The sequence below is a fragment of the Geomonas subterranea genome, assembly GCF_019063845.1.
Lineage (GTDB): Bacteria > Desulfobacterota > Desulfuromonadia > Geobacterales > Geobacteraceae > Geomonas > Geomonas subterranea.
Genome location: NZ_CP077683.1, coordinates 881,975 through 894,341 on the forward strand (window position 1 = coordinate 881,975; position 12,367 = coordinate 894,341).

At 60.5% G+C, this 12,367-nt stretch carries 10 protein-coding genes and 1 tRNA gene; 6 read left to right on the forward strand and 5 right to left on the reverse strand.

The window, feature by feature from the left end:
- Positions 1–526: 526 nt before the first annotated feature.
- Positions 527–1,621: an Ig domain-containing protein gene (locus KP001_RS03870; RefSeq protein ID WP_217288265.1), complete on the forward strand. Its 1,095-nt coding sequence runs from the start codon at positions 527–529 to the stop codon at positions 1,619–1,621.
- 155 nt (positions 1,622–1,776) lie between these two features.
- Here the strand turns inward: KP001_RS03870 and KP001_RS03875 are convergent, their stop codons facing one another.
- The 5 genes from KP001_RS03875 to KP001_RS03895 form a co-directional block, all read right to left on the reverse strand.
- Positions 1,777–3,555: a VTT domain-containing protein gene (locus KP001_RS03875; protein WP_217288266.1), complete on the reverse strand. Its 1,779-nt coding sequence runs from the start codon at positions 3,553–3,555 to the stop codon at positions 1,777–1,779.
- 52 nt (positions 3,556–3,607) lie between these two features.
- Positions 3,608–4,582 carry a sulfurtransferase gene (locus KP001_RS03880; protein ID WP_217288267.1) on the reverse strand — a complete coding sequence of 325 codons (975 nt, stop codon included), beginning with the start codon at positions 4,580–4,582 and terminating at the stop codon, positions 3,608–3,610.
- 409 nt (positions 4,583–4,991) lie between these two features.
- A tRNA-Cys gene (locus tag KP001_RS03885) sits at positions 4,992–5,066 on the reverse strand.
- A 59-nt stretch (positions 5,067–5,125) separates the two neighbouring features.
- Positions 5,126–5,716, reverse strand: a complete 591-nt coding sequence (gene pgsA / locus KP001_RS03890) for a CDP-diacylglycerol--glycerol-3-phosphate 3-phosphatidyltransferase (protein WP_217288268.1) — start codon at positions 5,714–5,716, stop codon at positions 5,126–5,128.
- A 15-nt stretch (positions 5,717–5,731) separates the two neighbouring features.
- On the reverse strand, positions 5,732–6,346 hold the full coding sequence (locus tag KP001_RS03895; RefSeq protein WP_217288269.1) for a lytic transglycosylase domain-containing protein: 615 nt from the start codon (positions 6,344–6,346) through the stop codon (positions 5,732–5,734).
- A 342-nt stretch (positions 6,347–6,688) separates the two neighbouring features.
- On the opposite strand from KP001_RS03895, the gene nadB reads away from it, so the two are divergent.
- The 5 genes from nadB to xerD are packed head-to-tail and all read left to right on the forward strand — an operon-like array spanning position 6,689 to position 12,355.
- Positions 6,689–8,284, forward strand: a complete 1,596-nt coding sequence (gene nadB / locus KP001_RS03900) for an L-aspartate oxidase (RefSeq protein ID WP_217288270.1) — start codon at positions 6,689–6,691, stop codon at positions 8,282–8,284.
- An 8-nt stretch (positions 8,285–8,292) separates the two neighbouring features.
- The gene (locus KP001_RS03905) at positions 8,293–8,568 is read left to right on the forward strand and encodes a chorismate mutase (RefSeq protein ID WP_217288271.1); all 276 of its coding nucleotides are present in this window, start codon (positions 8,293–8,295) and stop codon (positions 8,566–8,568) included.
- Between the two features lie 15 nt (positions 8,569–8,583).
- The gene (locus KP001_RS03910) at positions 8,584–8,793 is read left to right on the forward strand and encodes a hypothetical protein (protein WP_199395951.1); all 210 of its coding nucleotides are present in this window, start codon (positions 8,584–8,586) and stop codon (positions 8,791–8,793) included.
- Positions 8,793–11,477: a [protein-PII] uridylyltransferase gene (gene glnD / locus KP001_RS03915; protein ID WP_217288272.1), complete on the forward strand. Its 2,685-nt coding sequence runs from the start codon at positions 8,793–8,795 to the stop codon at positions 11,475–11,477. Before KP001_RS03910 ends, glnD begins: the two co-directional genes overlap by 1 nt.
- Positions 11,477–12,355, forward strand: coding sequence for a site-specific tyrosine recombinase XerD (gene xerD / locus KP001_RS03920; RefSeq protein ID WP_217288273.1), 879 nt, complete (start codon positions 11,477–11,479; stop codon positions 12,353–12,355). Before glnD ends, xerD begins: the two co-directional genes overlap by 1 nt.
- The last annotated feature ends 12 nt before the right edge of the window (positions 12,356–12,367 follow it).

Here is a 12,367-nt window from a genome sequence, read left to right on the forward strand (position 1 = left end):
TGAAATCGTGCGGCGGTATAAGAGTAGGAATAGATTGATAAATAATGTATACGCAATCTGATTTGTAATACATTATTTTCTGTTACTTGTCACGGCTGAAGGGTGACTTCCGACAAAGTATCAGCGTGGCCGCGAAAACATCTACTGCTTCCTGCCGCGGGTCTTCCCATGCCTCGTTTTCAGAAAGTGAGGTCCGGTGTCCCGGCTGATGACTGGTGGAACACAAGTGAAGAGTCACTGGACGGGGGGCGATGAGGCATTTACCCGCCGGCGGCGAAAGAGGGAGTGGAGCGTCACCAGGGGGGCGGAACAGGGGTCATGTCTTTCGCGAAAAGACCGTCAACTACAGCCAAATGACAGGCGGAAACATTCCAGCAGCCGCGTCCTCTCCGCATGTGGCGGGGAACAGGGTGATTGGTGCCGCTTCAGGAATTGCCGTGAGGCGGCATTGTTCTTGCTCTTAATGAAGGTTGTGCACTGTTATTTGGTTATCTGATTATTGCGTTTTTAGTTCGGAGGAGCTTGCATGAAGAATCTGGTTCTTGTTCCGGCCCTGCTCTTTTGCCTCGTGTTCGATCTTCCCGCCTTCGCAACCTGTCCGGAAGGTTCCAACTGGACCTCATCGTGGACCGACAGCTACGGGCAGACCACATACTCAATTACGGCGCCTTGTGTGGTTTACCTCGGGGTTCCATTCACCGTAACCGCCAATGTGCATGACGTGTACTATGCCAACACGGCGGTGGGGTGGAACTGGGCCATCACGGACGACGGCGCGACCCTTCTCTCCAACCAGGACCCCCTGGGCATAACCACCGACGCGAGCGGGAACTGGCAGCGATCGGTACAGCAGACCTACAGCGGCGTCGCAACCAACCATAACCTTTCTTTCTCCTTCACCGACTTCGGAAAAGGGCTCGGGTTCATGAGGACTGCAGGCTCATCGGTCGGCGGCCTGGTCGTCGACCCGTATTTAATTACCCTTACTTCCTCGTTCACCCTGTCAGCCGCCGCGCAAAGCGCTACCACGATCCCCGCAACCGTCTACAACCCCGGCGGTGCCCCGTTGAGCTACAGGTGGCTCGAAGGTGGCGCGGTGGTCCAGGATTACCAGCCGGTGGCAGGGACAGGGACGGTGAACATCCCGCTCAACCTGGCCGCTTTGCCGCCGCTTTCCATCGGCACACACACCTACACCGTCGAGGTCACCGACGGGACGCAGACCGGCTCAAAAACGACCGATGTCGCGGTGACCCTGTCACCCCCGACCATCTCGGGCTCCCCGGCCGGGGCGGTTACCGCCGGCACTCCCTACAGCTTCGTGCCGACAGCCAGGTACGCCTCCAGCTTCAGCATCGGCAACAAGCCGGCATGGGCCATGTTCAACACCTCGACGGGTGCCCTCACCGGCACGCCCACTAGTTCCGACGCCGGCACCTATTCAAGCATCACGATTACCGCCATCAACAGCGCCGGCTCCGCGTCTCTCGCCCCTTTTTCCGTCATCGTCTCCCCCGCGGGAGGCGGTCAGGGGACGCCTGTTCATGTGATGGAGGGGTGGTGGTTGCTTCCCGCACTCCTTGCCGGGGTCGGGATCTTCTCGCGTAGAAAGGGAAAGTGAAGCGCGGGCACTGAAGCTCGTGTGGTATGAAGCGGGGAGGGGGTGCGATCATCGCGGCACCTGTTACGGCAATGCAAAAAGGGCTTACGGGAATCCCCGTAAGCCCTTATCAGTTTCACCCTGTAGATGAAAGCGCAACCGCTTCCGCGCGGAGGTCACGTCGTTGCCCGTTTTTTGTACCAAGCCGGCAGCAGCATGACGGCAACAATGAGTGCGGCACCTGCAAAGAGCGCCGGGGAAGCCTCTCCCTTCAGCAACTGTGGCAACGAACTGGAGAACACGATAAAGGCTATGCAGGCCGGCAGCATGAAGAGGAAACTGGCTGTGACATAATGCCAGAACGGTATCCTGGTCAGGCCGAACGCGTAATTGAGCACATTGAACGGGAAGAGGGGGACCAGTCGGGTGATGGCGACGATCTTCCATCCCTGTTCACCCACCTTCTGGTCGAGGTTCTGCCACATCTCCCCACTCAGCTTGGCTACCACCCAGTCCCTTGCCAGGTACCTCGCCACCAGGAAGGATGCGGTTGCTCCCAGTGTGGCTCCGGTTATGGCGTAGACGACTCCCCAAAGAGGGCCGAACAGCAGGCCGGCAGCAATGGCCATCGGCAGGCCTGGCAGGAAGAGCACCGGCGTGATGCCGTATAAAAGGATGAAGACCACCGGACCCAGTATCTCGTGCCCCTGGAGCATCTGCTTCAGGGCTTCCGGGTTGCAGGCCTGGCTCCCCCCGGCCAGCCGAAACAGCAGCGCGGCTGTGGCTATCAGGATCAGGATGGTACCGGCCTTGATCCGCTTGGTGGCGTCAGCAGTCACCTCTTTTCCTCCTCTTTCCCGCATGATGACGAAATGTCCACTGTTGCGAAATCTCCGTTTCAATGCCAGCCGGTTGAGGTAGGTGAAGGGAGCCCTCGACACCTTGGCCTTGCCGGCCATGGCCCGTTCCGGCGCCAACCAGAGGTCGAGCACGTGCATGGTCGCGGTTGTGCCGCGATATGTTTCCGCACATGCCGCGCAGTAGGTCACGATCGGCCGTCCCGCCGCTTCGGCGGCACGTGATGCGGCCGCCTCCTCCAGTGCTTTGGGACGGACGAAGTTGACTCCCCCGCCGCGACCGCAGCACCGGGTCCTTTGCCGCGCATGCTTCATTTCCTCAACGTGGAGCCCGCGGCGTCCGGCGAGTTCCCGGACTGCGTCCTGCATCGCCTTCATCTCCCTCGATACGCAAGGGTCGTGAATCACCACGGTGGTAGAGCGGTTCGCGGGAAGTGCGCCGGGGGTGCCGGCAAAAGCCTCATAGACGGTCTCCACTTGCAACGGTCCGCCATACTCGCTGAAGATCCTTTGGCAGTTGGGACAAGCGACCAGCACCTTCCTGATCCCTTTCTCCAAAAGGTAGTCCGTGATCTCCCGGAACGAGGCTCCGAACTCTTCCCTTCTTCCCAGGCTGTGCGACGGCTTGAGGCAGCAGTCGAGGACGATGCCGAGAGCGGGAACCGTCCGCTTCAACTCCTCGTACACGTTCCACACCATGTCGGGACGGGAACCGGGGAGGGCGCATCCCGGGAAAAGGACGACGCTGCAGTGCTCCGGCAGCCCGTAAAAGGTGTAGGCCCGGGAGGTGCCTCTCCGTTCATAGGCGATGAGCGGAGCGTGTCGCGGGTCGTCGGCTCCCTTTGCTGCCCGGAGGTCCCGCCGGCGCTCGAGGAAAAACGCCGCGGGATCGACCCCCAACCGGCAAACGGCGGTGCAGAGCCCGCAAAGGGTGCACTCGAAGGGATCGTACTCCGCTCCTCCTCCCGCCAGTTCCTTGGGGTTTCCTGTCCGCTGCAGGAAGTCACATTCTTTCACACACAGGTTGCATCCGGTGCAACCGCCGACATTGCCGACGGTTGCCCCCGTTGCCACGGGTGCCTGGTTAGATACTGCCATGAGGTGGTCCCATGGTGGGGAGGGGGCTCCCCACCGCAGTTGAGATGAATGATCAGCGGATGGCCGCTACGGTAGGCGTGGTGCCACAGCCGGTAACGATGGGAAGGGAAGGATCCTTGGACCAGCCAATCCAGGAACTGTCGTAGTTGTGCAGTTTGTCCAGGGACCAGCCCAAGAGATAAAAGGTAAACAGTGCCTGTGTGGAACGCACGCCGGACTGGCAGAAGAAGTACTGGTCCTTCTTGGGATCCGCTCCGAGTTTCTTGAGGGTGGCGGCTGCTTCCTCAGCCGCTACCCACTCCGCCTTGTTGGCCTTCTGCTTGAAGAGCTCCCAGTTGGCGAATTTCCCCCAGGGAATGTGCCCTTTGCGGAAGGCACCTTTCTTCAGTTCTTCGCCGCAGAATTCCTTTTGTTCGCGCTCGTCCCAAAGCTGTCCCTTGGGCGAGTCCTTGAGCGCCGCTATCTCCGGTGTATCGACCCTTAACCGCGGATAGGCGACTTTGGCCACGAAGTTGCCGCCATTGCGTCTTTCGGGACCAAGAAAGTCGGTCTCGTATCCGCTGTCTTTCCAGGCTTTGATCCCGCCGTCCAGCACCCTTACGTCGGTTTTGCCGTAGTAGAAGAAGGCCCACCAAAGCCGGGTCGCGTCGTACTTGGTGTCGTAAACGACGACCTTGGACCCCTTGTTGATGCCGAGCTGCCTTGCCAGCTTGGTGAACCCTTCGGCATTGATGAGGTTGCCGGTGATGCCGTTTTGAGTTTCGGCCGGAGCTTCGTAGTCGGGACGATCCACCATGAACGAACCGGGAATATGCCCGACGCGGTACTCAAGTTCATTCTCGGCAGCAAGGATGATCAGGTTGGGATCCTTGGAATCGATGAGGCGTTTCAACTCGGCTGCTGTGATCAGGGCGTTACCCCGAACATACCCCTTGTACCCCTGATTTGCGGGGGACGCATAAGCGCCGGCGGCAAACAGCAATAACATTGCAATAGTCAACAAAAGCCTGGTGATTGATTCCTTCATTGTACAACCTCCACGGTAAAGTAAACGCGTGGACATAACTAACCAAAAAAGTCGTAAAAATCAAGGATAAAATCCAAAGCGAAATACTAAAGTAAAAACATCGAGCATCGAGGAGAAACGGGGGAGCCGCAGTGGGGTGCATGCAGGATCTTGGGGAGCTGGTGCCGGGGTCTTGAAGACAGCGTGAGCGGTGCGCGACAGATTGAAGGGGAGGGAGCGTGAGAGTGTGAGAGCGTCGGGGTCCCCAGGAGCAGGGAGCGAGGCAGGTTCCGTTGTGCCACGTGGAGAGGGATAGCAACGTGGACGGGGTTGAGGAATTCTTGCAATGGAGACAAGGAATGTTTGCGGTGGATTTTACAGCGAAAGAAAAAAGGGCTTACAGTGTGTCACTGTAAGCCCTTTTTATTATTGGAGGCGGCAATCGGATTTGAACCGATGAATGAAGGATTTGCAGTCCTTTGCCTTACCACTTGGCCATGCCGCCTTGTGCATCGAAGGAGCCCGTTTATAACCTGATTCCCGCGTCTGTGTCAATACGAAATTTTATTTGGCTATCACTCTGACAAATTTGTTCAGGTAGTCGACGCCGCTCCAGATGGTTATGATTGTCGCGATCCAGAGATAGAACATGCCGACGTTGTGCATGTTCACTACCAGAAGGGGATGGTCGATGCCGAAGAACCAGTGGTAGTCGTAATGCAATAACAGTCCGATGATCGCCACAAGCTGGAAGATGGTCTTGAACTTGCCCAGGTTGCTGGCCGGGATGACGATCCCCTCGGTGGAGGCGATGCCGCGCAGGCCGGTGATGATCATCTCGCGCCCGAGTATCACCAGCACCATCCAGGCTGGTACCCGGTCGAAGGGGAGGATCATGATCAGGGCGGCCATGACGATCAGCTTGTCGGCGATCGGGTCCAGGAACTTGCCGAACACGGTGACGATCCCCATCCTCCTGGCCAGGTAGCCGTCCAGCCAGTCGGTCACGGAAGCGGCGGCGAAAAGGGCCGCGGCCCAAAAGCCCGGTTCGCGCTCTGGCGAGAGCAAAAGGACGCACAAAAGCGGAATGGCCGCAATGCGCACCATGGTCAGGATGTTCGGGAGGTTCATGATCTGGGCTTGGGTGGAGGGCATGCGTTGGCCTTTGCGCTATCTGTAGCTGTTCCGGTAACTTAGTACCTTGGACACGTAGGTCTGGGTTTCGGGGTAGGGGGGGATGCCGCCGTACTTGGCGACGTTGTTCAGGCCACAGTTGTAGGCAGCCACGGCCAGGGACTCGTTCCCCTTGAAGGTGTCCAGGAGGAACCTTAGGTAACGCACCCCGCCGCGGATGTTGTCCGACGGGTTGAAGGAGTCGGCGACCTTGAGCCCCTGGGCGGTCTTGGGCATGAGCTGCATCAGCCCCTGGGCTCCCTTGGGGGATACCGCGCTCGGATTGTAGCCGCTCTCGGCATGGATCACCGCCTTCACCAGCGAACTGTCGACGCCATACTCGCGCGAGCAGGAACTGATGATGGGTTCGAACTCGGCGGGGTTTCTGGCGTAGCCGGAGAGCTTGAAGGCGGTCCTAAGCCGCTTGTCCTTCTTTATGTCGCGCATGAAGATCTTGAAACGCTTGTCGGTGGGGGCGTCGGTGAAATGAACGGTTCCGTCGGGATCTTCGTACTTGTATATATCGGCGCGAGCCGGTGCCGGGATGCACCACGACAGCGCGGCCACGGTCAGGATGGCTGCCAGAAAAACTCGGTGTGACGTTACACGCATGAGCTACCTTTTTTAATGGGAAAGGAAAATTCCGCCACCGAAATATATAGACCAATAAACACGATAATTCAAGGTCTAATGTGAAGTTGGCGGGCTATAACCTGTCAAAAGTCTTGACAAAAATCTTGGCCGGATCAATAATTTGCGGGTTTTCCCGAGCCGGTTACGCGAAGAACGCAAGGTATCCGCGACGCACGCCAAGAAATCTCCTTTGAGGGCACAGGCCCAACGTTGCCGCCAAGACCCCCTAAGCCTTTCCTGAAGTACTCGCGACTGCTGCACGGCTTCGTCTCATACTTTGGTCTCAAGAAACGCCTAATCCAGCTTATCGGGGGGTAGTTGATGAAGGAGAAAACTGATTTTCTGGTGATCGGAAGCGGTATCGCGGGGCTTTCCTTCGCGCTGCAGGCCGCGGCCCACGGCAAGGTCGCGGTGGTCACCAAAAGGGATATTGCTGAGTCCGCCACGAACTACGCGCAGGGGGGGATCGCCACGGTCTCCTCGGAAGAGGACACCTTCGACGCGCACGTGCAGGACACCCTGGTCGCCGGCGCCGGCATCTGCCACGAGGACGTGGTGCGCATGGTGGTCGAGGAGGGGCCCCAGGTCATCCGCAACCTGATCGACTGGGGGGTGCAGTTCACCAAAAGCGGCGACGTCTATGACCTCACCCGCGAGGGGGGGCACAGCGCGCGGCGCATCCTGCACGCCGAGGACATCACCGGCCGCGAAATCGAGCGCGCCCTGGTCGAGGCGGCCAAGCGGCACGAGAACATCACCATCTACGAGAACCACATCGCCATCGACCTCGTCACCGAGTCGAAGGTGCTGAAGCAGAAACTGGAGCACAACCGCTGCCTCGGCGCCCATGTGATGGACAAGGAGTCCGGCGTGGTGAAGACCTTTGCCGCGCGCATCACGCTCCTCGCCTCCGGCGGCGCCGGCAAGGTGTATCTCTACACCTGCAACCCGGACGTGGCAACCGGCGACGGCGTCGCCATGGCCTACCGCGCCGGGGCGACCATCGCCAACATGGAATTCATGCAGTTCCATCCGACCACGCTGTACCACCCCAACGCGCGCTCCTTCCTGATCTCCGAGGCGGTGCGGGGCGAGGGGGCCGTCCTCAAGCGCCGTGACGGCACCGCCTTCATGGAGAAGTACCACCACCTGAAGGACCTGGCGCCGCGCGACATCGTGGCCCGCGCCATCGACAACGAGATGAAGACCTACGGCGACGACTGCGTGTACCTGGACATCAGGCACCGCGGCGCCGAGTACATCACCTCCCGCTTCCCCAACATCTTTCAGACCTGCCTCGAGTACGGCATCGACATGACCAAGGAGATGCTCCCGGTGGTCCCCGCGGCGCATTATCTCTGCGGTGGGGTACAGGTGGACTTCAATGCCGAGACCGACATCAAGCACCTCTACGCCATCGGCGAGGTCGCCTTCACCGGTCTGCACGGCGGCAACCGGCTGGCCAGCAACTCGCTTCTCGAGGCCGCCGTCTACGCGGGGCGCGCCTACGAGCACGCGGTGCAGGTTCTCAGGGCGGAGGAGTTCTCCTTCCCGCAGATCCCCGAGTGGGACGCCGGCACCGCGACCAACTCCGACGAGATGGTGGTGGTTTCCCAGAACTGGGACGAGATCCGCCGCTTCATGTGGAACTACGTCGGCATCGTGAGAAGCGACAAGCGTCTCGCGCGCGCCATGCGACGCATCGAGCTGATCCAGGACGAGATCGAGGAGTACTACTGGAACTTCATCGTCACCTCCGACCTGATCGAGCTTCGGAACATCGCCACCGTCGCCCAGCTGATCGTCGCCTGCGCGCAGATGCGCAAGGAGTCGCGCGGGCTCAACTACAACATCGATTACCCGGGCGTCGACGACCAGAACTGGAAGCGCGACACCCACATCAAGAAGAAGTTCTGAGGACCGCCATGGGCATTGACGACATCAGGGACGAGATAGACCGGCTGGACGGCGAACTGCTGCGCATCTTCAACGAGCGCGCCTCCCTCGCCCTCAAGATCGGCGAGATCAAGAAGGGGCTCGATCTTCCGGTCTACGACCCCGCCAGGGAAAAGCGGATCTTCGCCCGGATGACGTCGGAGAACAAGGGGCCGCTGGACGACCAGGCCATCGTGCGGCTCTTCGAGAGGGTGATCGACGAATCGCGCCGGCTTGAGCGCATCATGACCCGCGGCGAACAGTAAAGGGAGGTTTGGCAGGTGCTCATCGTTATGCGTAAGACGGCCGACGAAAAGGCCCAGGAAGAGATCAAGTCGTACCTCATCGAGCGCGGCTTCGACATCCACCAGTCCACCGGCGCGAACCGGGTCATCATCGGCGTCATCGGCGACACCGAAACCCTTCCCGAATCGGACATCAAGGCCTTCCCGGGTGTCCTGCAGGTGGTGCGTATCGCCAAGGAAGAGTGATGCGCCTCAACATAAACGCATACCTGTCGGAGGCGATGAAGGGGGACGGCAAGAGCTTCGAGGAGAAGCGCGGCGCCTACCTCGCCGCGGCGCGGGAATTCCTGGAGCATTTTCGCGAGGAGTCCAAGCGCTCGCACCGTGAAGGGGAGGACGGCATCTCCGTGGTGCAGTCCATCACCGCGATGACCGACGCCCTCGTCACGCGCCTTTTCACGGCGCTTTCCGACGACCTGAAGATGCACAAGTCCGGGCAGCTCGCCCTCATCGCGGTGGGGGGGTACGGGCGGCGCGAGTTGAACCCGTATTCCGACCTGGACCTGCTGTTTCTGTATAGCGGTAAGGACTCCAAGGTGGTGGAGGAGGCGGCGAACCGCCTGCTCTATTTCCTGTGGGACCTGCGCCTTGACGTCGGCTACTCGGTACGCACCATCGCAGATTGCATCGATATGGCGGCCAACGACATCACCGTCAAGACGGCCCTTCTGGATGCGCGCCTTTTGACCGGGAGCGAACACCTCTTCGGCGAGCTGAAGAAGGTGATGGTGACCCAGGTGCTCGCCAAGCGAAGTGACTCCTTCATCAACGAGAAGCTCGAGGAATTGAGGAAGCGGCGCGAGAAGTACGGTTCCAGCGTCTACATCCTGGAACCCAACATCAAGGAAGGCGAGGGGTGCCTGAGGGACCTGCACACCGCGATGTGGGTCGCCAAGATCAAGTACAAGGTGGACGAGCCGCGCGAACTCGTGATCAAGGGGGTGCTCTCCGAGGAGGAGCTGGGGATGTACTACAGCTCGCTTTCCTACCTCTGGCGCATCAGGAACGAACTGCACTACCTGGCCGGAAGGAAGAACGACCAGCTCACCTTCGAGGCCCAGACCACCATCGCACGCTTCTTCGGCTACGAGGACAAGGGGAAGACCCTCGCCGTCGAGCAGTTCATGCAGGATTTCTACCTTCACGCCAATCGCGTCGAGCATTTCAGCTCGCTTCTCATCACCAAGTGCAGCCAGCGCGAGGACTCCGCCCGCAAGATCCTTGGGTACTTCACCCGCCGCCCGGTGGGGGACGGCTTCTACGTCATGAAGGGAGAACTGGTGGTCCCGGACGAGACCGTGATCGCCAAGGACCCGGTGCGGCTCATCAAGATCTTCGAGCACGCCCAGAAGCAGGGGGTGGCGCTCAGCCTCGCCACGAAGACCCTGATCCGCAACAATCTGGAGCTGGTGAACGACAAGTTCCGCCGCTCCAAGGAAGCCAACGCCAGCTTCATCAACATCCTCCAGTCCGAGAAAAAGGTTTACGCCACCCTGCAGCAGATGCACCACCTCGGTTTTCTGATCCGCTTCATCCCGGAGTTCGAGCGGATCTACTGCAAGGTGCAGCACGACGTCTACCATATCTACACGGTCGACACCCACACACTGTTCGCGGTGGAAGAGATCGCGAAACTCTGGCGCGGCGAGCACAAGGATACCTTGCCGCTTCTGACCCAGCTCGCCATGGAGATCGACAAACGCTGGCTTTTGCTCCTCGCCGTTCTGTTTCACGACATCGGCAAGGGGGGAGGGGGCGGACACGCGGAGGTGGGCGCCGAGCTGACCAAGACCATCGCGCGCCGCATGGGGCTCATCAAGGAAGATTCCGAACGGCTGCAGTTCCTGGTTCGGCAGCACCTCCTCCTGGCCCACATAGCCCAGCGCCGCGACCTGCACGACGAGCGGATGATCATCCAGTTCGCGCGCCAGATGGAGAAGAGCGAGAACCTGAAGATGCTCTACCTTCTGACCTACGCCGACATCAAGGCGGTGGGGCCGGAGGTCTGGACCGAGTGGAAGGCACTTTTGCTGCAGGAGCTTTACGAGAAGGCCTTCCAGGTGCTGGAACGCGGCGACTTCAAGCTGGAGGCGTCCGGGGACCGGGTGCGCCGCGTCAAGAGGACCGTCTTCGACCTGTTGGTGGATGACTACCCGGGGCAGCTCATCAAGGACGAGTTGCAGGCGCTCACCACCAGGCACCTGCTCTCCTACACCCCCGAGGTCCTCTCCGGGCATGTGCGCACGCTGCTCGAGATGCCCAAGAAATTGTTGGTGCTGCAGATGTCCCACGAGGTGGACAGGGGGTACACCAACTGCACCATCTGCACCTACGACATACCGGGGCTCTTCTCCATGATCACCGGGGTTATGGCGGCCAACGGCATGAACATCCTCGGCGCCCAGATCCACACCAACACCAACGAGAAGGTGCTGGACATCCTGCAGGTGAACTCGCCGCAGGGGTTCGTGATCACCGAGGAGAGCCGCTGGGCGCGGCTGGAGGCCGATCTGAGGCAGGTGCTGGAAGGCAAGGTCCGTGTCGGGCAGCTGGTGGCGAAGAGGCACCGTCCCAGCATCCTCACCGAGAAGGCGAAACCGACCGTGCCGGCGCGGGTGGAGATCGACAACGAGGTCTCTTCCGATTACACGGTCATCGACATCTACGCCCACGACAAGGTGGGGCTTTTGTACAGCATCACCAGCACGCTGACGAGACTCGGGCTCTACATCGGCGTGTCCAAGATCTCGACCAAGGTCGACCAGGTCGCCGACGTGTTCTATGTGAAGAACATCTTCGGGCAGAAGATCTCGGAGCCGGGGAAGCTCGAGGAGATCCGCAAGGAACTCCTCGCCGCCGTGGACGGGTAGTGGACCGCTACCTCGACCTGTTTCTGAACTACCTCGTGGTGGAGAAGGGAGCTGCCGCCAACACGGTGGCGGCCTACAGCAGGGATCTGACCCGCTACCTCGCCTACCTCGGCGAGCGGGAACCCGGGCAGGTGAAGGCAAGCGACGTCTCCGGGTATCTCGCCAGGCTCAAAGGGGAGGGGATCTCGCCGCGAAGCCGCGCCCGGGCGCTTTCCGCGCTCAGGATGCTGCACCGCTTCCTGGTGCGCGAGGGGTACTGCGAGGTGAACCCGACCTCGATCGTGGAGGCGCCCAAGGGGCTTCAGAAACTTCCCAGCGTGCTCAGCTCGCGCGAGGTGGAGGCGCTTTTATCCTCGCCGCTGGACACCGGCGCCATCGAGCTGCGCGACAAGGCGATGCTGGAACTTCTCTACGCCACCGGGTTGCGCGTTTCCGAGCTGGTGGGGCTGAAGACCGGGGACGTCAACATCGACGCCGGGTACCTGATGACCATCGGCAAGGGGGACAAGGAGCGGCTGGTACCGATGGGGGAGGGGGCCTGCCGCGCGGTGGGGGAGTACCTGGAGCAGGCGCGCCAGGAGCTGTTGAAGCAGAAGTGTTCGCCGCTGCTCTTTCTGAGCCGGCTCGGCGAGGGGATGACCCGGCAGGCCTTTTGGAACATCATCAAGAAGAGGGCGCTGCAGGCGGGCGTTCGAAGCGGCATCTCGCCGCACACCCTGCGCCACTCTTTCGCCACGCACCTGCTGGAGAACGGAGCGGATTTGAGGAGCGTGCAGATCATGCTCGGGCACGCCGATCTCTCCACGACGCAGATCTACACCCACGTGACCAGGGAGCGGCTGAAAAGGCTGCACGAGAAGGCGCACCCGAGGGGATAAACAAAGCGCCTC

Excerpts from the sequence above, each read along its gene's own strand:
- pgsA (WP_217288268.1), bottom strand. The coding sequence starts at position 5,716 with ATGCCCTCCACCCAAGCCCAGATCATGAACCTCCCGAACATCCTGACC.
- KP001_RS03905 (WP_217288271.1), top strand. The coding sequence starts at position 8,293 with ATGGGCATTGACGACATCAGGGACGAGATAGACCGGCTGGACGGCGAA.
- KP001_RS03870 (WP_217288265.1), top strand. The coding sequence starts at position 527 with ATGAAGAATCTGGTTCTTGTTCCGGCCCTGCTCTTTTGCCTCGTGTTC.
- nadB (WP_217288270.1), top strand. The coding sequence starts at position 6,689 with ATGAAGGAGAAAACTGATTTTCTGGTGATCGGAAGCGGTATCGCGGGG.
- glnD (WP_217288272.1), top strand. The coding sequence starts at position 8,793 with ATGCGCCTCAACATAAACGCATACCTGTCGGAGGCGATGAAGGGGGAC.
- KP001_RS03895 (WP_217288269.1), bottom strand. The coding sequence starts at position 6,346 with ATGCGTGTAACGTCACACCGAGTTTTTCTGGCAGCCATCCTGACCGTG.
- KP001_RS03875 (WP_217288266.1), bottom strand. The coding sequence starts at position 3,555 with ATGGCAGTATCTAACCAGGCACCCGTGGCAACGGGGGCAACCGTCGGC.
- KP001_RS03880 (WP_217288267.1), bottom strand. The coding sequence starts at position 4,582 with ATGAAGGAATCAATCACCAGGCTTTTGTTGACTATTGCAATGTTATTG.